This window comes from Croceicoccus estronivorus (assembly GCF_001625325.1).
GTDB classification, from domain to species: domain Bacteria; phylum Pseudomonadota; class Alphaproteobacteria; order Sphingomonadales; family Sphingomonadaceae; genus Caenibius; species Caenibius estronivorus.
Window position 1 is genome coordinate 112,831 of the sequence record NZ_JRQQ01000003.1, and the last position, 22,326, is coordinate 135,156.

General features: G+C 63.8%; 19 protein-coding genes and 1 tRNA gene. 5 read left to right on the forward strand and 15 right to left on the reverse strand.

Annotation, left to right across the window (positions count from 1 at the left end; translation table 11 throughout):
• Positions 1-5: 5 nt before the first annotated feature.
• Both MB02_RS06885 and MB02_RS06890 read left to right on the forward strand, forming a co-directional pair.
• A tRNA-Leu gene (locus MB02_RS06885) sits at positions 6-92 on the forward strand.
• A gap of 177 nt (positions 93-269) precedes the next feature.
• A complete protein-coding gene (locus tag MB02_RS06890) occupies positions 270-1,499 on the forward strand; it encodes a tyrosine-type recombinase/integrase (protein WP_067534524.1) in 1,230 nt (409 codons plus the stop codon).
• A gap of 155 nt (positions 1,500-1,654) precedes the next feature.
• Here the strand turns inward: MB02_RS06890 and MB02_RS06895 are convergent, their stop codons facing one another.
• On the reverse strand, positions 1,655-3,091 hold the full coding sequence (locus MB02_RS06895; RefSeq protein WP_067534527.1) for an IS1182 family transposase: 1,437 nt from the start codon (positions 3,089-3,091) through the stop codon (positions 1,655-1,657).
• Between the two features lie 217 nt (positions 3,092-3,308).
• Here MB02_RS06895 and MB02_RS06900 point away from each other — a divergent pair, with 217 nt between their 5' ends.
• Positions 3,309-7,004, forward strand: coding sequence for an RNA-directed DNA polymerase (locus tag MB02_RS06900; RefSeq protein ID WP_156495443.1), 3,696 nt, complete (start codon positions 3,309-3,311; stop codon positions 7,002-7,004).
• Between the two features lie 332 nt (positions 7,005-7,336).
• Here MB02_RS06900 and MB02_RS06905 read toward each other — a convergent pair whose 3' ends face one another.
• From MB02_RS06905 to MB02_RS06970, 14 genes are all read right to left on the reverse strand, one after another.
• On the reverse strand, positions 7,337-7,525 hold the full coding sequence (locus MB02_RS06905) for a helix-turn-helix domain-containing protein (RefSeq protein WP_067534533.1): 189 nt from the start codon (positions 7,523-7,525) through the stop codon (positions 7,337-7,339).
• Positions 7,522-7,752 carry a DUF2274 domain-containing protein gene (locus MB02_RS06910; RefSeq protein WP_067534536.1) on the reverse strand — a complete coding sequence of 77 codons (231 nt, stop codon included), beginning with the start codon at positions 7,750-7,752 and terminating at the stop codon, positions 7,522-7,524. The genes MB02_RS06905 and MB02_RS06910 overlap by 4 nt, the downstream gene beginning before the upstream one ends.
• Before the next feature lie 2 nt (positions 7,753-7,754).
• Positions 7,755-8,951 (reverse strand): TrbI/VirB10 family protein, encoded by a 1,197-nt coding sequence (locus MB02_RS06915; RefSeq protein ID WP_067534539.1) that lies wholly within the window; start codon positions 8,949-8,951, stop codon positions 7,755-7,757.
• The gene (trbG, locus tag MB02_RS06920) at positions 8,948-9,781 is read right to left on the reverse strand and encodes a P-type conjugative transfer protein TrbG (RefSeq protein ID WP_170304661.1); all 834 of its coding nucleotides are present in this window, start codon (positions 9,779-9,781) and stop codon (positions 8,948-8,950) included. The genes MB02_RS06915 and trbG overlap by 4 nt, the downstream gene beginning before the upstream one ends.
• Positions 9,778-10,593: a conjugal transfer protein TrbF gene (gene trbF / locus MB02_RS06925; RefSeq protein WP_067534542.1), complete on the reverse strand. Its 816-nt coding sequence runs from the start codon at positions 10,591-10,593 to the stop codon at positions 9,778-9,780. Before trbF ends, trbG begins: the two co-directional genes overlap by 4 nt.
• 3 nt (positions 10,594-10,596) lie before the next feature.
• Entirely contained in the window at positions 10,597-11,904 is a 1,308-nt protein-coding gene (gene trbL / locus MB02_RS06930) for a P-type conjugative transfer protein TrbL (RefSeq protein WP_067534545.1), read from the reverse strand.
• 129 nt (positions 11,905-12,033) lie between these two features.
• Entirely contained in the window at positions 12,034-12,780 is a 747-nt protein-coding gene (trbJ, locus tag MB02_RS06935; RefSeq protein ID WP_067534548.1) for a P-type conjugative transfer protein TrbJ, read from the reverse strand.
• Entirely contained in the window at positions 12,780-15,224 is a 2,445-nt protein-coding gene (trbE, locus tag MB02_RS06940) for a conjugal transfer protein TrbE (RefSeq protein WP_067534551.1), read from the reverse strand. The genes trbJ and trbE overlap by 1 nt, the downstream gene beginning before the upstream one ends.
• Positions 15,218-15,505, reverse strand: coding sequence for a VirB3 family type IV secretion system protein (locus MB02_RS06945; RefSeq protein ID WP_067534554.1), 288 nt, complete (start codon positions 15,503-15,505; stop codon positions 15,218-15,220). The genes trbE and MB02_RS06945 overlap by 7 nt, the downstream gene beginning before the upstream one ends.
• Positions 15,502-15,813: a TrbC/VirB2 family protein gene (locus tag MB02_RS06950; RefSeq protein WP_067535036.1), complete on the reverse strand. Its 312-nt coding sequence runs from the start codon at positions 15,811-15,813 to the stop codon at positions 15,502-15,504. Before MB02_RS06950 ends, MB02_RS06945 begins: the two co-directional genes overlap by 4 nt.
• A 20-nt stretch (positions 15,814-15,833) precedes the next feature.
• Positions 15,834-16,790 (reverse strand): P-type conjugative transfer ATPase TrbB, encoded by a 957-nt coding sequence (trbB, locus tag MB02_RS06955; protein WP_067534557.1) that lies wholly within the window; start codon positions 16,788-16,790, stop codon positions 15,834-15,836.
• Positions 16,791-16,828: 38 nt separating this feature from the next.
• Positions 16,829-17,233 carry a CopG family transcriptional regulator gene (locus tag MB02_RS06960; protein ID WP_170304662.1) on the reverse strand — a complete coding sequence of 135 codons (405 nt, stop codon included), beginning with the start codon at positions 17,231-17,233 and terminating at the stop codon, positions 16,829-16,831.
• Positions 17,234-17,235: 2 nt separating this feature from the next.
• Positions 17,236-19,284, reverse strand: a complete 2,049-nt coding sequence (locus MB02_RS06965) for a conjugal transfer protein TraG (protein WP_067535042.1) — start codon at positions 19,282-19,284, stop codon at positions 17,236-17,238.
• Positions 19,285-19,547: 263 nt separating this feature from the next.
• On the reverse strand, positions 19,548-20,330 hold the full coding sequence (locus MB02_RS06970; protein ID WP_067534561.1) for an AraC family transcriptional regulator: 783 nt from the start codon (positions 20,328-20,330) through the stop codon (positions 19,548-19,550).
• A 73-nt stretch (positions 20,331-20,403) separates the two neighbouring features.
• On the opposite strand from MB02_RS06970, the gene MB02_RS06975 reads away from it, so the two are divergent.
• On the forward strand, positions 20,404-21,321 hold the full coding sequence (locus MB02_RS06975; RefSeq protein WP_067534564.1) for a DMT family transporter: 918 nt from the start codon (positions 20,404-20,406) through the stop codon (positions 21,319-21,321).
• Positions 21,318-22,187, forward strand: coding sequence for an ATP-binding protein (locus tag MB02_RS06980; protein WP_067534567.1), 870 nt, complete (start codon positions 21,318-21,320; stop codon positions 22,185-22,187). Before MB02_RS06975 ends, MB02_RS06980 begins: the two co-directional genes overlap by 4 nt.
• Positions 22,188-22,326 lie beyond the last annotated feature (139 nt).

Sequence of the window (22,326 nt, forward strand, 5' to 3'; positions counted from 1 at the left end):
CCCGTGCCCAGATGGCGGAATTGGTAGACGCACCAGCTTCAGGTGCTGGCGCTCGCAAGGGCGTGGAGGTTCGAGTCCTCTTCTGGGCACCACTACTGTCTCTGGCGACGTCCAGAGACGTCCAGTAAGCGGCTGGTTTTACAGCATTTCTTGACCCAGAATCGCCAGACACCGTCCGGCGAAATCCGGCTAAGGGCAACAGCAGCGACCACAAATTGTTGCTCTTTTTGTTGCCCTCGGATCGACCCGGCCTTGCTGGGAAAACGACCATGCTGACCTACATCCAGATCAATGCCGCCAAGCCGAAAGCGAAGGCTTGGAACCTTTCCGATTCTCAGGGCCTCTACCTCGTCATCCAGCCCAACGGCTCGAAGCTATGGCGCTTCAACTACCGTTTTCTGGACAAACAGAAGAAGCTTCATCTCGGAGGGTGGCCAACCATAAGCCTCGCGGAGGCGCGTGTACGGCGCGACGAAGCCAAGAAGAAGATTGCTGAGGGGATTGATCCTGCGCTTGAAAAGAAGCGCGCGCGGATCGCTGCCAAATATGCTGCGGCAAATACCTTCGAGGCGGTCGCGCAGGAATGGCTCGTCAAATGCGAGCGGGACGGCCTCGCGCCGGTGACCGTCGACAAGATCCGCTGGCTGCTCGCCAAGGCGTACCCAGTGATCGGCACCATCCCCATCGCGCAAATCACACCGCATGAAGCGCTCGCCGTCTTGCGCAAGGTCGAGGCTACCGGAGCCTATGAAAGCGCTCGGCGCATGCGGAGCGTCCTGAGCCGCGTCTTCCGCTATGGCGTCGCGACAGTGCGATGCGACAAGGATGTCGCAGCCGATTTGCGGGGGGCAATCGCCGCGCCGAAGGTCAAGCACTTCGCCGCCATCACCAAGCCCTCCGAAGTGGGGGCCCTATTGCGGGCCATCGACGGATATACCGGGCACAAGGTGACGGTAATGGCCATGCGCCTGTCTCCGCACGTTCTACTGCGCCCTGGCGAGCTCAGGCAGGCCGAATGGTCCGACATCGACTTCGATGAAGCCATCTGGTTCATCCCCGCCGAACGGATGAAAATGCGCAGGCCCCACCGTGTGCCACTGTCACGACAGGTGATCGCGATGCTGAAGGAACTGCACGAGCACACGCATTGGTGGAAATATCTTTTCCCCTGCCTGGGCAGGCCACGAAAGGCGATGTCCGAGAATGCGGTAAACCAAGGTTTGCGTCGGCTCGGCTACACCACAAACGAGATGACGGCGCATGGCTTCCGGGCAATGGCCGCCACCCTTCTCAATGAGATGGGCGAATGGAACCCCGACGCGATCGAGCGGCAACTCGCGCATGTCGATACCAACCAAGTGCGGCGGGCCTACGCCCGCGGTGAATATTGGGACGAGCGTGTGCAGATGATGCAGCGCTGGTCGGACTATCTCGACGAACTGCGCGACGGCGGCAAAATTCTCCGGCCCACCTTCCCGGCGGCACGACGCGCGTCCTAAATCACACACCGCCACGCGCTGGCGGTCGCTGACCGCCAGCGCGTTCAATGGTCCGCATCAAGGCTAACGACTGATTGTGGGACAGGCCGTGTAAAAACGTGTTTGCGGAATATGCCACAGGATTTTGGAGCGACGCGAAGGTTGGGTGTTAACTCTCAGGCCCTGATTGCCGCGATCATCGCCGGGACGCCGAGGATGGCGACCAGTCTTTTGAAGTTATAAGCGAGGATATGGAGGCTGGCCTCCGTTCTGACGTGCTTGAGTGTCTTCATTTGAAAGTGCGTCGAGCCCATCCAGGATTTCAGCGTGCCGAACGGATGCTCCACCGTCTGTCGACGGATCCGCATCGCCTCTGGCGCACGATCCAGGCGCCGCTCCATCGCTTCGACGACTGCTTCATGTTCCCATCTTCTGACCCGCCGTTCCTTGCCGGTCGTGCATTGGTCATGGAGCGCGCACGTCTGGCAGTTCGAGCTCCAGTAACTATGTGTCGTCAGGCCGTCCTCGATCGACGTGTAACGATAGGTCAGATCTTCGCCAGCGGGGCATCGATAGGCGTTTTCCTGCTCCAGATAGATGAAGTCCGGTTTGCCAAAGCGGCCTTGTGCCTTTGCCCCGGAGGTCAGCGGTCTGGGCACAAAGGCGGTGACGCCTATGCTCTCGCAGGTCCGGATATCCTCGCCCTTAAAATAGCCTTTGTCGGCAATGGCATCCAAAGCCTCGACGCCCATAGCTGTCTTAGCTTGCGCCGCCATGGAGGAAAGCTGGCCGCGGTCATTGCCGATGTTCAGCAGTTCGTGCGCGACAATGAGGTGGTGCTCGGCATCGACGGCCGCCTGCAGATTATAGCCGACAATGCTCGTGCCGCGGCCCGCACTCGTCATGGCGCGTGCGTCGGGATCGGTCAGCGACACCTGCTGATCCGGCGCATTGCGAACTTCCTCTTCACGCGCGGCAAGATCGCGCATTTGCGCACGCAGCCGGGCGATCTTCTCCGTCAATCGCTTCGCCTTCGGCTCGGCAATGTCGCTTTCCTCGCGATCGGTACGATCAAGCGCGTCGAGATACCGATCGATATTGTCCTGCACCTGCTTCATCCGCGAGGCGACCTTTGCAGCGGTGTAATTCTTGTCGCGGTTGTTGAACGCCTTCATCTTGCTGCCGTCGATCGCGACAACCGCCCGCGTGAACAGTCCCAATTGCCGGCACAAAACAATGAACTGGCTACACACGCCCCGGATCGCAGCGCCATTGGCCTGGCGGAAGTTGGCGATCGTTTTGAAGTCGGGCGCCAATCGCCCGGTCAGCCACATCAATTCCACGTTGCGCTGTGCTTCACGCTCGAGCCGCCGGCTCGACTGGGTCCGATTCAGATAGCCATAAAGGTAGATTTTGAGCATCGTCGCCGGATGGTAGGCGGGACGGCCGGTCTCGGCCGGCGTCATTCCCCCGAACTCCAGCGCCTTCAGATCCAGCGCATCGATGAACGCCTCGACCGCTCGAACCGGGTTATCTGCCGACACGTAATCATCGAGCGATGCAGGCAGCAGATAATCCTGCCGGCGGTCTTCACCTTGGATGAAACGACCCATTCCAAAGCCTCCCGAAACGCGAGAGAACCATAGCATATTCCGGCGTTTTTACACAGCCTCGGGACAAAGCCGTCGTTCTCGGCGAGCGACAACTATTTGCAACTTGTCGACACAAACGCTCGCCTCGCGGTTCGGCGCGATATACCACGGTAAGAGGTGCTGGTCCGACCAGTGAACCCTCACGCTGGGGCGCGCAGGGCATAGAACAGGTGAGCAAGTGCAACGGCTGATCCCAACGCTGGACCAGGTTTCCCAAGAATACGTGCTCGTTCAGGCATGGAAGAAGACCGCGTCGTACATCAGGTACCACAACTGGTTCTCCGATACTCTGGAGTTGGACCGCACAGCTGCCGATCTTCCGAGGTTCATCTCTCGACTCTCGCAGCGATTGCGTTCGGGTCAATATGAAACCGAGGAACTGAAGCTAGTTCCCGCGCCGAAGAGCCAACGCTGGCAAGTTGACGCCGAAGGGCTCTGGAGGCCTGAAAAATCGGGCCCCACCAAGATCCGACCGCTTGCTCACGTCGCTCTATCCGATCAGGTCGCGGCCACGGCTCTCATGCTCTGCCTCAGCGAAAGAGTCGAAAGTGCGCAAGGCGACCCAACTGGCAGCTTCGAATCCCCCGATGTGCGCAGGTCGGTCATGTCCTACGGAAACCGTCTCTTCTGCGATAGGGCTGGAGAAGGAGGCGGTCTCATCCACCGCTGGGGCTCCTCCAAACTTTACCGAGCCTATTTCCAAGATTATCGGTCCTTTCTCCAACGGCCAGAGGCAGTCTCCGCAGCACTTAGCGCGGATGACCGAGTCTTAATCGTTCAGACTGACCTCAAACAGTTCTACGACCGAGTGACACCAGACTTGCTCCTCTCCAAGGTGCGCTTACTCCAGACGCCCGATGACGACGGGGCGTTCTTCGACCTAGCAGGCAATGTTCTCAATTGGTCCTGGGAGGAAAAGGACGAGCGTCAATTCGCCCGCTTCAAGCAGCGTGCAGGCATTCCCGAGTTCGATGGCGTCGCTCTTCCCCAAGGCTTGGTTGCAGCAGGCTTCTTTTCGAACGTCGTGTTGCTGGATTTTGATCGGACCGTCATTAGCCAGATCGGCCGAGAGGTCACCAATGGTGTGTGGCTCCGGGATGCCTGTCGATACGTCGATGACATCAGGCTGACCATCACCACGGCACCAGGGGTTGATCCGAAAGAAGCTCAGGCGCGCGTAATGGCGTGGCTTGGGCAAGTCCTGACGGGGATCTGTCCGGGCTTGGAATTTGCTCCGGAGAAGACGTCGACCGCGTCCGTGGGCGGCGAGCAGATGCCGCTAGTCCGCCAATCCCGAAAAATGGAGCGAATCCAGACTGCGATTTCCGGCGGGTTCGATGCGGGCGGTGGCGAGGAGGTGATCCAGGCGATCGAAGCTCTCGTCCGGTCCCAGCTAACGATCAACGAGGCCGAAGGAACATCGACCCCTCCGGGCCTAAGAGCGGTGCCTGATGTCAAGGACGAGACTGTCGGTCGTTTCGCTGCTGGTCGATTCAGAAAAACCTTTCGCTCACTCAGGCCGCTCCTCGACGATCGACCTTACATGGAAATCGCTGAATTCGGGGAGGAAACCTTTCGTCGCACCCGGCTCTCGCAGTCGGAACTGGACGAAGAAGCACGTGCCTTCGCGCTCGTCTTAATCGAGCGGTGGATACGCGATCCTTCCAACGTGCGGCTACTGCGCGTCGCGCTCGACCTCTGGCCGTCCCGCCAACTGCTCGAGGAGGTACTGAAGCTCTTCGAGCCCTATCTTTGCGGTCAAATCAGGGCGGTGACCAGCCGACAAGTCGCGTACTACTGCCTCGCCGAGATATTTCGAGCCGGGGCGACCGAGACGGGCTTCATCGACGATCCAGAGTGCCTTCCCGCTGGGATCAACCTCACGGCCTACAGATCTCTGCTTCTGGATGCTGCGATCCGAGTGGCCACGGGCGCGGCCGAACGCGTCCCGTGGTATCTCGCGCAACAGGCACTGCTATACATCGCGGTCCATGACCCCCGGGCTATCCAAGCCCAAGGGGCTCCACGGACCAATCGATCCTATTGGCGCTTTCTTTCATTTCTGACAGGAGAGCGCGACATCTCGTCTGACCGTGAATTTGCAATAGCCGCGGTGGTTAGCCGTAGGTCGTTTCTTTCGAAGGACCAAGCCGTGAACCTAGTCGGTCGGATGCTGACGCCAGAGCGGTTCGCGGAGGTGGCTGCTCGAGACATCGAATTCGCCCGCGACCTCTTTCGCGCGGTCGACCGAAAACTCACCGTTCCGGCGGGCATCGCGGAGGATCTGGGGATCGCCGAATGGTCTAACTCGACGGAAATGCACTCACTACAATCCTATGTACAGGACAAGGGCCCCCTGAATCCGCTGCGAAATGAGATTGGCGTCCTTAGCTTCGCAGAGAAATTCATCGCGCATATCGAGCAAGGGAATTTGCCTGAAGTCGTGACGCCTTCGACGACGCAGATAGCTGTGCGGCAGGTAGGAAACTATGTCCGCGTCGAGCAGGTAATCTTCAGAGCGGCACAGACCACGCCGACCTACCGCTCTATTTATACCGCCCCCTCTTGGGCGCCGGAATCTCAACGCTGGCGCTTTCAGCTCGGTTATCTCCTTCGCTTCATCCTCACGGCCAGAATAGACTTCAGCCTCCCGGTCAGGTCGCCATCTTGGAAGGAAGGCGAGCCCATCTACCGGCCCACGAGGGGTCACTGGTTTCAGCGGCAATACGGCTTCTACAATGGGCATGAGGCCTTCGGGGACGACTGGCTTCCTATCTCGCAGTCCACTCAGGATCTCCTCTTCGATCTGCTCATCTGGCCCGGCTGCCGTACAAGCAGCCCGGATGTTGACCAATTGTCGCTAGCTGAAACGGCCGCTCGAATCCGCGCTGCGCTCGTCGAAGCCGACGCGGCAATCGGCCCGGCAACAGGCACCTTGATGCTCAAGGTTGATGCGCCGATACCAGGCACCACATCAAAGGGCCGCCCGCTTCGGGCGTGCGTCGTCCAGTCGGTCATGCCAGAAGCCGAGGATTTCTCGGCCGCCGATCTGGAGATGAACTCGCCGGCGCTTCGACGAAAACACCGTAAACATCTGTCCACTGCGTTGGCCGCGGTCGAGAAGATGCTGGATCTACGCGAGACCCATAAACCAGCAAGCAAGCGTCTCGACTGGCTTATCTTGCCGGAACTGTCTGTCCACCCAGATGACGTTGCCACCCACCTCGTGCCGTTCGCGCGGGCGTTCAAGACCGCGATTCTGGTCGGCATGGCCTATGAACAAGTCGTCCCGGGACAGCCGCTGATCAATTCGGCCCTATGGATTATCCCGAGGATGGTGCAAGGTATGGGCCTGCAAACGGTGATTAGGCGGCAGGGAAAGCAGCACCTCTCCCCAATGGAGCAGAAATACGTCAAACCGGTCGAACTGATCACCGGATTCCGCCCGTGCCAGTGGCTCGTGGGGTATGAATGGTCAAACAATCCGGCGAATGACGCGCTGTGGCTAACGGCGTCCATCTGTTACGACGCAACTGACCTGAAGTTAGCGAGCGATCTTCGTGATCGCTCGGACGTGTTTGCAATCCCAGCGCTGAACCTGGACGTCGGCACCTTCGATCAGATGGCTCAGGCGCTACACTATCACATGTTCCAGCTAGTGCTGATCGCGAACAACGGAGCTTATGGGGGCAGCAATGCCCACGTACCGAAGGGGGAAGCCTATCAACGCCAAGTGTTCCACACCCATGGTCAGCCCCAGGCAACAATTTCCTTTTTCGAGATCGACGACATCGAAGGCATGAAGCAACGGCACCAGCTGGGCGCTGGGAAGGAAGATGGGTGGAAGTATCCGCCTGCCGGCTGTCAGATTTGAGTATTCTCCGGCATAAGCACGGCACGTTCTGTCACATCTCCATCAAATGACATCCGCGGCGTCATGCCGGACAGGACTTTATCCAGAGATGGTACGAACGACCAGCTCTGGTCCATCGCCGTCAGACCTAACGAGGCCAGCATTATCTGCCGATTGCGGCATTCAGCCTTCCAATCCGATTTCGATAATGCGTGATTTGGCGCGCCTAGGATGGACCAAATGCCGCAGAAGCAAAATTTGGCTGGAGCCGAACACTGCTCATGAGACGGATGCCGATCCAACGGCTCAGCGCATAGCATTTGTCGAAGACCAAGGCCCCGTCGCTTCGTCGGCTAGGTCTGGGTCAGCTTCCTAAGGCTCTGGAACTGGATCAACGTCGCTCGCCCGACCTTGATGGTTTCAAGGTCCCCGGACTGGATCAATTCGTAGATCCGCGAGCGACTGAGACCCGTGATGCGCACCGCCGTGGCGACACGGACCGTCAGCGGCTGCAATGCCTGCTCTGCCATGTGGTCCATCATGTACGCCCCCTCTGCGCTGCCTCGCGAGCCCGGACGAAAACCCGGTCGCTCTCGAGGAAGGACGCCAGCATCGCCGGAATCAGCTCGGCGATGGGCTCTTCGCTGCCATAGGCCGCCGCATAGATGGCGGCATATTCACGCAAAGCGCCTTGCAGGTCGGGCGTGATGGTAATCGCAAGCTTCACCGGCGTGCGGTCCGGCAGTTTGGCAAGCTTCAGTTCGGCCATGGCTATCCTCCGATATTGTCGCGCCAGGGCGCGAGGATGAGGTCCCGGCTCACCAGCAGCCGTACTAGTGCACCAGGGCGGATCGTGATGGTCGGCTGGACGTCGAGGTTTCGGGACGTCAACTGGTCGCCAGCGCGCGATACGTTCTGATGCGTGGACTCGCGGATCGCCTGGACGAGGTCGCTCTCGCCCTTGATCGACAGTTCCGAACCCACCCCAAGCAAGGTCGCCATGGCGACGCCCTTGAGCAGTGCCCAGCTATGGAAATCGACCTTGTCCGCGAGACCCGCATAGCCCGACGGATCGGTCGCAGGCATGTTGTCGAGGCGCAGCGAGCTGCCGTCGGGCAAGATGATCCTTTGCCAGATTACCAGCGCGCGGCGCTGGCCGAAGGCGACGACGCTGTCATACTTGCCGACCAGCCGGGCTCCTTGCGGCACCAGCAGGAAACGACCGGTTGCGCTATCGAACACGTTCTGTGTGACCTGGGCAGTGACCAGGCCTGGCAGGTCCGAATTGATACCCGTGATGAGGCTGGCCGCGATGACGCTTCCCGCGGACAGCATGTAGGGAGAAGCCGGGGCCATCAGCACGTGCGGATTGGCATCGCCCCCCGGGTCCGCCCGCTCGGCGAATGCCGTCTTGCGATCCTGCGGGGCCGCCGCTGCTGCCGGGACGAGCGGTTGGCCGGCCGAGTTGGCTTCGGTTGCCGATGGCGCGGAATCGCCAGGCCTCGTCTGGACCATGAGCCCCGACTGACGCGCAGCCTTGAACTCCGCGAGGCGCGCCATCCTCTCTGCCTCGGCAGTGTCGGCGCCTGTCCGGGCGGTCGCAGCGCCGTCCACCGGCGAGAGCTGTTGCTGCTGCGCGCGCAGGATCGGTCGGCCAAGGTCGCCTGGCAATGGCGGCCCCAGCCTTGGAGCATCGCCGTAGCTTGACGGCAAGGCCGCAAGTGCGTCGGTCGAGGTCTTGCCCAACGGCTGCGCCAACTCGCTTTCCTGGGCTTGCCGGTGGAAGATTTGGGGCTTTAGCGCCATCCAGGCAATGCCCATCAGGCTGGCTGAGCCCAGTGCGGCAATGCCAATGATCGCACCCCGCCGAAACCGGATGGCCCGTGCGGGACTCGCACGCAGGACCAGCGTCTCGGGATCGACCTTGGCGGCTGGCGTAGCCGGCTGCCCGGCGTTTTCGGCCGTCATGCGCCCCTCCGATGCTTCGCCCGGGCCCCGCGGGTGATCCGGACGACCTGCTGCTTCTTGAGACCGAGCCGCAGCTCGGCCGCATCGAACAGTCGGTCGATGATGTAGTAGCGCTCGCGCACCCGGTAGTTGGCGAGTTCGGCCTTTCCGTCGGCCCCAAGCACGAACAATGGCGGCGCCTCGCCCTGCGACAGGCCGGAGGGAAACTCGATATATGTCTTCTGTCCGTCGTCGAACGCACGCAGCGGTCGCCATGCAGGACGGTCCCCTGACAAGGCATAGTCGAAGCGCAACTGGTCCACATCGAGGCCCGCTGCGACCGGCGTCGCGGACCGGGCAGCTTCCGCCTGCCGCTTGAGCGCAAGCAGTTCGTCCTGGGGATAGGTCCAGCTTATCGCCGCCATTGGCGTTCGTGCCGTGCTGGCGAGGCGCAGGTGGTACGTCCGCCGGTCGGTGGTAATGACGAGGTTGGTGATGAGCCCAGCGTTGAACGGCTTTACAAGGATGTGCGTTCGCCGGGTATCGCCGCTCCCGCTGGTCGTATCGCCGATAACCCAGCGCGCCGTGTCACCGCTCGCCACGGCCACGAGGGCCTCGCCCGGCTGCAATGCGATGTCGGTCACTGCACCTGGCGCGGTGTAGCCTTGGAAGATCATCCCCTCGGAAAAGGCATAGACCTGCGTTGCGTTGATGAATCCCTGCGCCGCCGGTTGCTCGGTTGCGCTGCGATTGGCGACGGCCACTCGGCGCAGGGGCGATGCACCTTCGTGGGCCTGGGCCGGTACGCAGGCAAGCGCGACAATGGGGAAAAGCATGGAGCGGATGATCATGGCTGGACCTCCTTGGCGTTCTGGGTGGCAGGTGCCGCTAGGCCGGGATCGAGCGGCGAGCCGAGCGGCAGGTTCGAGGCTGGCGTGGCCATTGGAACTGGCCTCGAAGGTGATGGGGATTGCGGGTCGCCATCGAGCTCGCGGCTCCAGTCGATCGCGTCGACGTAGATGCCGAGCGGATTGCGGCGGAGCGTGTCGGCATCGACGGGGGGCTTGGCCACGATGGTGAGGATGGCCGTCCAACGGCTGCTCCCGGCCCGTGAACCGCGCTCGAACACGGTCTCGGTCCACTTGACCTGGAACGATGTGTCGGAAGCCCGCACGACGCTGGTGACCTGGACCGATACCGTTCGCTCGCCAATACGTGCGAACGGATCATTGCTGCGGGCGTAGTCGCCCAGGAACTGGGCCCCGCGCCGTGTCGCAAAATCGTAGGCCTCGAGCCAACCCCGCTTCATCAGGACAGGGTCGAGCGACGCCGAGCGTACGTTCGTGATGAAGCGGCCAAGGTGCCAGGCGATCTGCGGATCGGTTGGCTGGTAGCCGGCCGACGCCTCGCTAACGGCGCGGGCTTCGCCCAGTCGATCGACTTCGACCACATAGGGTACCACCCGGCTCTGCAGGGACTGCCAGACAAGTCCGCCCGACAGGCTTGCGGCGAGGCCGAGGCTCACGAAGGCCGCGAGGCGCCAGTTGCGTGCCTGCACCCGGGCCGAGCCGATCCGGTCATCCCAGACCTGGCCCGCACGCTGGTATGGCGTCTCCGGAATTGGGGTGCGTCCATAGCGCTGGACGCTGCGCTTGAAGATCATGGCCTAGTCGTTCCTTTCCTTGATGTCGGGCGTGGCGGCTCCGCCGCCTCGGTCGCCCTGTTGAAGGGCATGAAGGGCCAGCTGCCGGCGATGCCGCGAGGACTGCTCGGCCCGCATGGCGCGCGCCCAGGCGGGCGCCGCCTCGTTGTCGCCTCCTGCCTGGGCCTGTGCAGGGTTCGTTTTCGTGTCGTGGAGCGCATTCCAGGCGGCCTGGCGTCCGTTCGACGCAGCTTCGCCGAGGCCCAGTGCATCCGATGCCTTGGCCCGAACTGCATTGCCTGCGGCTCTCCCTACCCCCGCAAGGCCAGCGCTAACCGAGGAGTTGCCCGCCGCCTCCTGGCCAAGGCCATAGGCCGTGCTTGCTGCCGAACCCATGGCCGTGCCGGAACGGACCGCTCCCAGCGCTGCCCCGCCGAGCGCGCGCGCACCGCCCACGGCCGCGCCGCCTGCCACCATGGTGATGCCCGCCGCCCCAGCCGCCGTGCCGAAGGCTGCACCAGCGCCAAGCTGGGGAGCGCCCGAGACAAGGCCGCTTGCGATCGAGGGGCCGAAGATTCCGAGGCCGAACAGGGACAGGCTCGCCAGCACAAGGCTCATGGCCTGACCAATGTCTGGCTCCTGGCCCTGGAGGGCAGCCGTGAACTCGGCGAAGAAATTGGATCCGATGCCGACGATCACCGCGAGCACCATCACCTTGATGCCCGAGGAGACCACGTTGCCGAGAACGCGCTCGGCGAGGAAGCTGGTTCGATTCCAAAGGGCGAACGGCACGAGGATGAAGCCAGCAAGGCTCGTCAGCTTGAACTCGATGATCGTGACGAACATCTGCACCGCGAGTATGAAGAAGGCGATGATCACCAGGGCCCACGCGAACAGCAGCACCATGATCGTCAGGAAATTGTCGAAGAAGGTTGTGAAACCGACCATCTCGCTTGCCTGGTTGAGCAGCGGCCAGGCTGCTTCGAACCCGGTCCCTGCGAGCCGCCCCGGCTTGAGCAAGTCACCGGCAACGAGCGTGCCCCCGCCAGCGGTGAGCCCTGCCTGCGCGAAAGACCGGAAGATGATGTCGGCGAGCGTGGAGAAGCTGTTCAGGATGAATGCGAACGTGCCGATGTAGAGGATCTTGCGGAGGAAGCGGCCGATGACATTGTCCTCGCCGCCCATCGCCCAGAACAGCCCGGCGAGCGTGATATCGATGCCGATGAGCACGGACGTCAGGAAGGCCACGTCCGGGCCGAGCAGCCCGAACCCGCTGTCGATGTAGGTGATGAACGACTGCATGAAGCGGTCGATGACATTGAGGTCGTTCACGGGCGTGGTCTTCCTGGATGGATTGGATGCCGCGGGGCGTGACTGGGGGTGGCCACGCCCCGCGGGCGGCGGCAGGCGCGGGAGGCTCGCCTTGCCGCCATGGCCGGGTCGGCTTTCTGCCGCGTGGGGCTACTGCGGCGTGTAGGCCGACCCGGAACCGAGGAACTTCTTCGTTGCGGCGCGCGCCTCGGCCCCTTGCGTCGCCCGGCGGGCCTGTTCCTGGGCCTCGGCCCGGAACTGGGCGGCCATCATCTGCTGGATCTGGAACTGCTGCTTTGCCGTCAGGGCGAGCAACTGGTTAGTCGCCTGCTGCGCCTGCAGTGAGCCCTCGGCGCCCTGGCTCCGCGAGACGATGTCGGCGAGCGCCTGGGTGTCGTCCCGCACGTTCTCGACGACCTGCGCCTGGACCGTCATCGTCTGGCGAAAGGCATCCATGCTGGCCTCGAGCCGGCCGCGGGCGCCCTGCACGCGCTGGTCGGTTCGAAGGGCTGTCGCAAAGTCCTGCGGAAACAGCGATCGGAACCGGTCGTCGAGCTGGTCGACCCGAAAATCGATACCCTGGGCCTGGCCCATGAGGCGATCGATCTGGGCGAGCTTCTGCTGAAGGGCGTCGAGCTGGGGAAAATCGATCCGGGAGAGGTTCTTGCCCATGTTGACCAGCATCTGCGCCTCGTTCTGGAGTTGCCTGATCTGCTGGTTGACCTGCTGGAGAGTGCGCGCAGCCGTCAGGATGTTCTGGGCGTAGTTGCTCGGGTCGAAGACCGAGATCTGTGCCTGGGCGGGCGCTGCGGGCAGGCCGAGTATGGCGCCCGTGACGGAGACCGATGCCAGGGCAAGGCTGCATGCGACGGCATGGGCGGGGGCAGGGATTCGCATCAGGATTCTCCTTCTTCGGGGGACAAGGATTCGGGTGCCTGGGCCAGGAGGTCAGCCGCCCAGTCGAGGCCAGCGGTGCGTAGGAAGCGGGCCGCGAAGTGGTCAGCGCCGCCCGCCTCTAGCAGCGCGTCGATGCGGGCTTGGGTCGCGGGATAAGAGGCAGCGCAGAATGCAAGCGCCACAGGGCCGAGCCCCAGCTCGAACAGGCGGTTCCCACGGGCAGACTGGAGGTAGTACTGGCGCTTGGGCGTTGCCCTCGCGACCAGCTCGACCTGCCGGTCATTGAGGCCGAATTGCTCGTAGATGCTCCGGGATTGCGGTTCGATCGCCCGGTCGTTGGGGAGCAGGATGCGTTGCGGGCAGCTTTCGATGATGGCGGGTGCGATCGACGACCCCGCGATATCGGCAAGGCTCTGCGTGGCGAAGACCACCGAGACGTTCTTCTTGCGCAGGACCTTGAGCCATTCCCGGATCCGGGCTGCGAACAGTGGATGGTCGAGGAATATCCAGGCCTCGTCGAGGATGAGCAGCGTCGGGCGGCCGTCGAACCGCTCCTCGAGGCGGTGGAAGAGATAGGACAGCACCGGCGCGACCACGCCGGCCTGGCCCATCAAGGCCTCCGTCTCGAAGCATTGCATGTCGGCAAGCTCGAGGCCCTGCTCGGCGGCATCGAGCAGACGCCCATAGGGGCCGTCCAGCGTGTAGGGTTGCAAGGCCGTGCGCAGGGCATTGGATTGGAGCAGCAGCGCGAGGCCGGTCATCGTCCGCTGCTCAGCCGGTGCGGTGGCGAGACTGCCCAGCGCCGACCACAGCATGTCCTTTACGTCCGGGGTGACCGCGACCTTCTCGTGCTCGAGCAGGGCCGCGATCCATTCCGCTGCCCAACTGCGATCGAGGGGCCGGTCGATTCCGGCCAACGGCTGGAAGGCGAGCGCCTTGCCCTCGTCGCTGCCCAGGGCATGGTGCATGCCGCCGCAGGCAAGAACGGCGGCGCGAGCGGAAAAGCCCTTGTCGAAGATATAGACCTGCGCGCCCTCGTAGCGCCGGAACTGAAGCGCAAGGGTGGCGAGGAGCACGGACTTGCCAGCTCCGGTGGGCCCCACGACCAGCATATGGCCGACATCCCCGACGTGCGTTGACATGCGGAACGGCGTCGAGCCCGCCGTGCTGGCGAGGAGCAGGGGCGGCCCGTCGAGATGATCGTTCCGGCGAGGGCCAGCCCAGGTGCTCGAAAGCGGCATGAGGTGCGCAAGGTTGAGCGTATGGACAAGCGGTTGCCGGACGTTGGCGTAGGACTGGCCGGGAAGCGAGGAGAGCCACGCCTCGACGGCATTCACGCCTTCACGAATGGTCGTGAAGCCAAGGCCATTGACGATGCGCTCGACGGCGCGGAGCTTCTCCTCGACTGCGCCCCGGTCCCGGTCGCTTACCGTGATCGTCGTGGTCAGGTAGCCGAATGCGACATGGTCCTGCCCGAGCACCTGAAGGGCTTCGTCTGCATCGACGACCTTGTTATCCGCATCGCTGTCGAGCAACTGCGTCGGCTGGTTGTAGAGGACCTCGCGCAGCAGGGCGCTGACCGACTTGCGCTTGTTGAACCACTGCCGGCGAATTCCGGTCAGCGTCCTGGTTGCCTCTGCCTTGTCGATCGCGATGAAGCGCGTGACCCAGCGATAAGGCAGGCCAAGGTGATTGAGCGCGTCAAGGATGCCCGGCCGGCTCATGTTCGGGAAGCCGAGCACGCTCAGCGTTCGCATGTGGCTTGCCCCGAGCATCGGCTCGAGCCCACCGGTCAGCGGCGTATCGACCAGCAGCGCGTCGAGGTAGACCGGCGTTTCTGGCACGGAGACCGGATGCCGCTTTTCCGAAATGCACCCGTGGAGGAAGGTCAGCGTCTCGCTGTCGTCCAGTGCACGAACTTCGGGCATGAAACCCGACAGGAGGTCTGCCACGCGGTCGGTCTCGGCCGCGAAGCCCGACAGCGCCCCGCGCCAGTCCCTTGCCCCGTCGGCATGTGGCCGGTCGACGAGCCTGCGCCCGGCACTATCCATGGCATCGGCGGCAGGTAGCCATTGGAGGGTCAGGTGGTAGCGGCTCTCGAAATGCACGCCCTCCGCCTCGAACGCAGCGCGGCGCTCGCGATCAACAAGAGCGCTGGCCGGATCCGGGAACCGACTTGCGGGATAGCCGGGCGCGGCCACCCGCTCGGCATCGAAGAACATCGCCCAGCCACTGCCAAGGCGCTTGAGGACATTGTTTGCACGCGCGCAGGCGGCGATCAGTTCAGCCTCGGTGGCGGACTCAAGGTCTGGACCGCGAAAGGCGAGCGTGCGCTGGAAGCTTCCGTCCTTGTTGAGCACGATGCCAGGCCCGACCAGGGCCGCCCACGGCAAGTGATCGGCCAGCCGGTCGGCGCGCGGCCGATATTCGGCAAGGTTCAGCATGCGAGGTAGCCTTTCTGCCGCAGGTGTCGGACGAGCACCGGGGCGAAGTCGGGATCACGCCGGGCGGCGAGGACGGCGAGGCTGTGCCCCGCGGCCCAGAGCACCAGGCCGGCCAGCCATTGCTGGAGGCCCAGCCCGACGGCCGCAGCGAGCGTACCGTTGACGATGGCGATGCCGCGCGGGGCGCCGCCGAGCAGGATCGGGCTGCCAAGCGAGCGATGGATTGGCGCCTCGAAGCCCTCGACGTGGCCGCCGGCAGAATGGTGGACGATGCCGCTCATGCGATGAGGGCCCCTCCGCCGAAGCTGAAGAAGGAGAGGAAGAAGCTCGACGCGGCAAAGGCGATCGACAGGCCGAAGACGATCTGGATCAGGCGGCGGAAGCCGCCGGCCGTCTCGCCGAAAGCAAGCGTGAGACCGGTGACGATGATGATGATCACCGCAACGATCTTCGCGACGGGGCCCTGCACCGACTCCAGCACCTGCTGCAACGGCTCTTCCCATGGCATGCCGGAACCCGCCGCATGCGCCTGCGCCGAGACCATAAGGGACGTGGCGAGGGCAGCAACCGCAGCCAGCGCGGACGGCATCGGGAAACGGGTGGGCTTGGTCATGAAGCATCTCCTTCGGATTGGGGATTGAGAAGATCGGCAAGGTCGTAGGCACCGGTGCGAGGGTCCAACCCGGCGACCCGCACGACCGCGGCCACCCGGCGGCCAGCGCCGCGACCAGCGATGAAGACGATGATGTCGATGGCCTCGGCGATGAGCTGCCGCGGCACGGTGACCACGACTTCCTGGACGAGCTGTTCGATCCGGGTGAGCGCAGCGCGGGCCGAGTTGGCGTGCACCGTGGCGATGCCGCCAGGGTGCCCGGTGTTCCACGCCTTCAACATGTCGAGCGCCTCTGGTCCGCGCACTTCGCCAACCACGATCCGGTCGGGCCTCAGGCGCATCGTCGAGCGCACGAGGTCGGTCATCGACGCGGCGCCCGCCCTGGTCCGCAGCGCGACCGTATCAGGCAGGGGGCATTGCAGTTCCCGGGTGTCCTCGATGAGGATGACGCGGGCATCGACACTGGCCATCTCGGCTAGGAGCGCATTGGCGAGCGTCGTCTTGCCCGAACTGGTGCCGCCGGCGACGAGGATGTTGAGCCGGTCGGCCACCGCCGCGCGCAGCAGCCTTGCGGCCTCAGCCGGCATGATGCCCTCGGCGACATAGTCGTCGAGCAGGTGCAACCGCTCGGCAGGCTTGCGAATGGAAAAGCATGGAGCCTCGGAAACAGGCGGCAGCACGCCTTCGAAGCGTTCGCCGGCACGCCTTTCGGCATGGGGCGGCAGCTCCGCCGAGATCACCGGCCTGTCGCCATGGATCTCGGCGCGGGCATGGCTGGCGACGAGGCGGATGATGCGCTCGACTTGCGCGGGTGGGATCCGCACGCCTGTGTCGATGCGCCCTTCGCCAAGGCGGTCCAGCCGCAAGGCGCCGTCCGGGTTAACCATGATCTCCTGGGTCCGGGGATCGGCGAGCGCCGAGGCGATCTCCGGACCCATCGCGGTCCTGAGCATCGCGCGGCGTCGCACGCTCGAAAGCGTCGCGGGATCATTCAGCGCGCCCACTCGCCCGCCTCCGATCCCAGCGTCCGACGACCGGTCGCGATCTGGCGGCCCACCTGGTTGACGAAGGCCTCGAAGCGCTTGGCGCCCAGCGCGCGACCAGCCTGGTCATTCTCGGCAAGCGGTGTCTGGATCGCGAGCTCGAAGCGGATGAAAAGGGCCAGCGTCTCGAGGATAACATAGGTGTCCCGGTCGACCCGGCCGATCGCCCGGGTCAGACGGTCCAGCCGGATCGAGAAGCGTTCCTCGAGCTCGGACGCGCCGCGGCGATTGAGCCACGCGGTCAAGGCATCGACCAGGATAGCCGACTTGGTCGCTCCGGGCTTCGCGGCCAGCGCCTCGAGCCTGTCGCTGAGCGGCCTCGGAAGGAAGAGCTGGTGCCGAACCTTCTCCATGATCAAAAATCCAGCTGGAGGTCGTCGGGACGCGGCGTCCCGGCATCGAGCGCATAGATGGCTCGCGCCGCTCCGAGCGCCTGGACCCGGTCCATGGCGCGGCGCTCGGCGGCCTGGTCACCATCGTCGTCGGCCAGGCCGAGGGGATCGGCGAGCTCTGCGTCCGGTAATGCGACGACCTCGATCTCGTGCGCGGGGTGGCGAGCCTGCTCGAGCCCGCCGGCATCGGCGCCGTCATCAAGGTCGAGGCGGCCGCCGAGCCGTTCGTCAGCGCTGCGGACCTGGCCAGCCCAGTCGTCGGCGCGCTGCGGCGGGAGGTCCTGGTACGCGCCAGGAGCCAGCGCGGGTGCAGGCAGCACGCGGGCGGCAAGGCGACTGTCCTCATAGTAGCGCAGCTTGCTGGCGCGCACTGGCGGATGGCCCGAGACCAGCACGAGTTCGTCCTTGTGGCTGAGCTGCATGACCTCGCCAGGTGTCAGCAGCGCGCGGGCGGTCTCCTGGCGGCTGACCATGACGTGGGCGAGCCAAGGTGCGAGGCGGTGACCGGCATAGTTGCGCATGGCCCGCTGCTCGGTGGCAGTGCCAAGGGCATCCGAGATGCGCTTCGCCGTGCGCTCGTCATTGCTGGCGAAGGCAATGCGGACATGGCAGTTGTCGAGGATGGCGTTGTGCTCGCCATAGGCTTTCTCGATCTGGTTGAGGCTCTGAGCGATGAGGAATGCGCGCACCCCGTAGCCGGCGAGAAAGGCGAGGCTCGTCTCGAAGAAGTCGAGGCGGCCCAGCGCGGGGAATTCGTCGAGCATCATGAGAAGCCGATGACGGTTGCCGCGCATGGTGGCCTGGCCCGCGGCGACCTCCGCCTGCAGCTCCTCGGTCAGCCGGCGGCCGATCTGGTTGAGGATGAGCCGCACCAGCGGCTTGGTGCGGCTGATGTCCGACGGAGGCACGACAAGGTACAACGAGACCGGATTCCTGGCCTCGACGAGGTCGGCGATCCGCCAGTCCGAGGCGCTCGTCACGGCGGCGACGGTCGGATCGCGGTAAAGCCCGAGAAAGGACATGGCGGTCGAGAGGACGCCCGAGCGCTCATTCTCGCTCTTATTGAGGAGCTCGCGCGCGGCCGAGGCGACGACCGGGTGCACGCGCGGCGCGGCTTCGCTGCCAAGGTGGTTGGTGGCCATCATGCGCCGCAAGGTCGCGGTGAACGGGCGCTGGGGGTCCGAAAGGAAGGTGGCGACCCGGGCGAGCGTCTTCTCCTCCTCCGCATAGAGGACATGAAGGATCGCGCCCACGAGCAGCGAATGGCTGGTCTTTTCCCAGTGGTTGCGCCGCTCGAGCGCGCCTTCGGGATCGACCAGGATATCGGCGATGTTCTGGACGTCGCGAACCTCGTCGATGCCGCGGCGGACCTCGAGCAACGGGTTGTAGCGGGCCGAGCGGGCATCGGTCGGGTTGAACAGGAGGCAGTGGGAGAAGCGCTGGCGCCAGCCGGCGGTCAGCTGCCAGTTCTCGCCCTTGATGTCGTGGATCACGGCCGAACCGGTCCAGCCGAGCAGCGTGGGTACGACGAGGCCCACGCCCTTGCCCGAACGGGTCGGCGCGAATGCCATGATGTGCTCGGGACCGTCGTGGCGCAGGTAGCGCGCACCAAGCCGGCCAAGGATCACGCCGCGCTCGTCCAGCAGGCCGGCGGCGGCAATATCCCGCAGGCCAGCCCAGCGCGCCGAGCCGTAGGTCGTTACATTGCCCGACTGGCGCGCGCGCCAGACCGATCCGAAGATGGCAGCTCCGCAGCCGACGAGGCCACCTGCCGCCGCGATTGCACCAGCCTCGTCGAAGATGACCGGCGCATAGGCGTCGAACTGGAACCACCAGACGAAGATCGACCAGGGTCGATAGACCGGAATTCCGAGGAAAAGGAGCCAGGGTCCGCCAAGCTGCGGCTGGTATGCGAGGGCTGCCGCCGCCCATTGGGTGGCAGACCAGATGCCTGCGACGATGATCGCGAGCACGACAAGGATCTGTCCTATGAGCAGCTTGGTCGGGGTCATGCGGGCCTCCGCCCGCCGCCGACTCATTCGGTGGCGGGCAGCCCCAAGCATCGGGCTAACCGCCTCCCGGCATCAGTCACCAGCGAGTGCCGCGAGGTGCCGTTCTGGTGTCATGCAATTTTATCGACCTGAAGTTCGCCAGCAGCAGAAGGCGCGCTGCGACCTAGGACCGCGCCGGCCTGACTTGGTCGGCGTCCGCTCTCGCGAGGCAGCAGGATGTCTAGCGCGATGGCCGAGTGCCGAAGAGACCTGCGACAGGCAGGCTACTCGTAGAACGCGCTGGGCGGCACTCCGAATTGCCGTCGGAACATGGCGGTAAACGCGCTCTGGCTTGAATATCCGCTGTCGAAGGCGACATCGATGATCCGCTCTCCCCGAGCCAGACGCTCAAGGGCGGCCAGCAGGCGTACCTGCTGCCGCCATTGTCCGAAGGTGACGCCCGTCTCCCGCATGAAGGTCCGCTGGAACGTGCGGGTCGTCATGCCCGCCAGTCGCGCCCAACGTTCAGTCGCTTGACCGTCGGCGGGGTCCTCCATCAGCAACTGGCAGACCTTCCCGATGCCCGGATGGGCGGGAAGCGGCAGATGAAGCGGCAAGGTCGATGTGGTCCGGAGCTCATCAAGCAGAAGCAACATCAACCGGTCATCCCGGGAATCTTCGGGATAATTCAGGGGGACCTTGCAGGCTGCGACGATCAATTCCCGCAGCAACGGCGCCACCGAAACGACGCAGCTCGAGCGCGGCAGTTCGTCATGCGCATCGCTGGCGACGAAGACGGTGCGCATCTGTACCGGCCCGCACATGCGTACTTCGTGGACCACGTTCGGTTGCAGCCAGACGGCGCGTGTGGGCGGGACCACCCAATGCCCCGTGGCCGATCGCACAACCATGACGCCGGAAATGGCATAGAGCAGCTGCGCGCGAGCATGCGCATGCTCGCCGGTACTGGCTCCGTCCGGGTAATCAGCCACAAGTGCCGATACCGCTCGCTCGCTTTGCTCATGCTGCTCCAGCAAGCGATTGAGATTGTCGCTTTGGCTATACATTGTGTCGCTATATCGTGATACTGCCGATCCCGGAAGCACCTACAAAGTTGGAGGACCAAACCTTGGAGCCTCCATGCGGCATCTTTCCTTTATCTATCCGACACTGGCCATCCTGCTCTGGGCGGGAAATGTCGTCGTCTCGCGGCTTTCGGCCCATGTCATCGGGCCCCAGGCGATAACCTTCTACCGACTGGCGCTGGCCGTAATACTTCTCAGTTCCTTTGTTGCTGCACCCACATGGCGCAACCGCGCCGTCTTCTGGCGCCATTTCGGGCAGCTGGCCGTTCTCGGGTTCCTGGCCATGTGCCTGTTCCAGAGCCTATCCTACCTCGCTGCCGAAACGACCAGCGCTACCAACATGGCCGTTTTCACGGCGCTGGTACCTCTGCTGACGGTGGCGCTCAGCATCCCAATCCTCGGGGAGGCGCCGACCACAGGTCTTGTGTTTGGAGGCATCCTGTCGCTCGGAGGCATCCTGTACCTCGTCAGCGGTGGGGAGCCCGGACAGATTTTCAGGAACGGCGTTCATGCAGGCGATCTCCTGATGCTGATCGCGGCGACGATCTATGCGCTTTACGGCATCCTTCTCAAGAGGTGGAATGTCGGCCTGCCGGGCTGGCAATCGACCTATGGCCAGGCCCTGTGCGCTCTCGCGATCATGTTTCCCGCATTCCTCGCAACGCCACCCGAGCTTCGCCAGTTGGATGCGCGCACCTTGCCGCTCATCGGCTATGCTGGTGCCTTCGCTTCCGTTCTCCTGCCCTTTCTCTGGATCAGGGGCGTGGAGAAGCTTGGCCCCAGCCGGTGCTCGATCTTCATGAATCTATTGCCGGTCTTTACCGCGGCGTTTGCCTTCCTGCTGCTAGGCGAACCAATACGGCTCTACCATATTCTCGGTGGAGTAACGATCCTCGCCGGCGTGGCCTGCGCACAAGTCTTTTCTCGCCCTCTCGCAAGGGAGCCGGCTGGAAGCTGGGGAGAAGCCCGATGAACAATGTTGCCAATCAGGATCTCCTCGTCCGTCTGGTCGAGGCTCTCGAGCGGCTTGCGCCACCTCCGCGCAGTGTCGCAATCGCGCCCGAGGCTGAAGGCTATGTATGGCGCGCGGACGCCCTCGCGCTGGATCCTGTCGCCACCATCGCGCGCGTTGACCTCGACCTTTTAAGAGGCATTGAGCGCCAGCGTGACGCACTGCTCGCCAATACGCGGGCATTCGCCGAGGGGCAGCCGGCCAACAATGCCTTGCTATGGGGGGCTCGCGGCACCGGAAAGAGTTCGTTGGTCAAGGCGGTCCATGCCGAAGTCAATCGCGCACTGGATGGCCAAACGGCGCCTGTCGCGCTGGTCGAAGTGCAGCGGGAAGACATTGGCAGCCTGGGCAAGCTGCTGGCGATTCTGGCTGGCGAGCATGACAGGCGCTTCATCCTCTTCTGCGACGATCTCTCGTTCGACCATGGGGAAGGAGACTATAAGTCGCTGAAAGCGCTTCTCGACGGCGGCATAGCGGGGCGCCCGTCAAACGTGATCATATATGCGACGTCCAATCGCCGGCACCTTCTCGCCCGCGACATCGTCGAAAACGAACGCGCGACGGCTATCCATCCGGGGGAGGCGATCGAGGAGAAAGTCTCGCTGTCGGACCGCTTCGGCCTTTGGCTGGGTTTCCACGCGATGGTGGAGACCGAATATCTCGACATCGTGGCATCCTATGCGGATCGGCTGGGTATCGGCATCGACCGCGCGGATCTCGCCCAGGCGGCTAGGGAATGGGCCCTTGCAAGGGGATCGCGATCGGGGCGGACGGCATGGCAATTCATCCAGCATGTTCGTGGCCAGGGTAGCCCGGCATCCCGTTGATACGCACCAGCAGCGGTCGATCGCCAATTAAGTAGGTGGCTGGATAGGGGCCCCACCAACCAGTGACTCAGGGCCATGGCGAACCATGGTCATATGCGAGCTTTCAAAGGAAAAGGTCTGGTTGCCGGGTTGGCCCGGC

Bases quoted from the DNA above. Each gene is read 5' to 3' on its own strand.
- MB02_RS06915 (WP_067534539.1), bottom strand. From the start codon at position 8,951: ATGACGGCCGAAAACGCCGGGCAGCCGGCTACGCCAGCCGCCAAGGTC.
- MB02_RS06980 (WP_067534567.1), top strand. From the start codon at position 21,318: ATGAACAATGTTGCCAATCAGGATCTCCTCGTCCGTCTGGTCGAGGCT.
- trbB (WP_067534557.1), bottom strand. From the start codon at position 16,790: ATGCTCAGGACCGCGATGGGTCCGGAGATCGCCTCGGCGCTCGCCGAT.
- MB02_RS06910 (WP_067534536.1), bottom strand. From the start codon at position 7,752: ATGGCCGAACTGAAGCTTGCCAAACTGCCGGACCGCACGCCGGTGAAG.
- MB02_RS06905 (WP_067534533.1), bottom strand. From the start codon at position 7,525: ATGATGGACCACATGGCAGAGCAGGCATTGCAGCCGCTGACGGTCCGT.
- MB02_RS06890 (WP_067534524.1), top strand. From the start codon at position 270: ATGCTGACCTACATCCAGATCAATGCCGCCAAGCCGAAAGCGAAGGCT.
- trbE (WP_067534551.1), bottom strand. From the start codon at position 15,224: ATGCTGAACCTTGCCGAATATCGGCCGCGCGCCGACCGGCTGGCCGAT.
- MB02_RS06895 (WP_067534527.1), bottom strand. From the start codon at position 3,091: ATGGGTCGTTTCATCCAAGGTGAAGACCGCCGGCAGGATTATCTGCTG.
- trbG (WP_170304661.1), bottom strand. From the start codon at position 9,781: ATGATCATCCGCTCCATGCTTTTCCCCATTGTCGCGCTTGCCTGCGTA.
- MB02_RS06970 (WP_067534561.1), bottom strand. From the start codon at position 20,330: ATGTATAGCCAAAGCGACAATCTCAATCGCTTGCTGGAGCAGCATGAG.
- trbJ (WP_067534548.1), bottom strand. From the start codon at position 12,780: ATGCGAATCCCTGCCCCCGCCCATGCCGTCGCATGCAGCCTTGCCCTG.
- MB02_RS06945 (WP_067534554.1), bottom strand. From the start codon at position 15,505: ATGAGCGGCATCGTCCACCATTCTGCCGGCGGCCACGTCGAGGGCTTC.
- trbF (WP_067534542.1), bottom strand. From the start codon at position 10,593: ATGATCTTCAAGCGCAGCGTCCAGCGCTATGGACGCACCCCAATTCCG.
- MB02_RS06960 (WP_170304662.1), bottom strand. From the start codon at position 17,233: ATGGAGAAGGTTCGGCACCAGCTCTTCCTTCCGAGGCCGCTCAGCGAC.
- MB02_RS06975 (WP_067534564.1), top strand. From the start codon at position 20,404: ATGCGGCATCTTTCCTTTATCTATCCGACACTGGCCATCCTGCTCTGG.
- MB02_RS06965 (WP_067535042.1), bottom strand. From the start codon at position 19,284: ATGACCCCGACCAAGCTGCTCATAGGACAGATCCTTGTCGTGCTCGCG.
- MB02_RS06950 (WP_067535036.1), bottom strand. From the start codon at position 15,813: ATGCCGTCCGCGCTGGCTGCGGTTGCTGCCCTCGCCACGTCCCTTATG.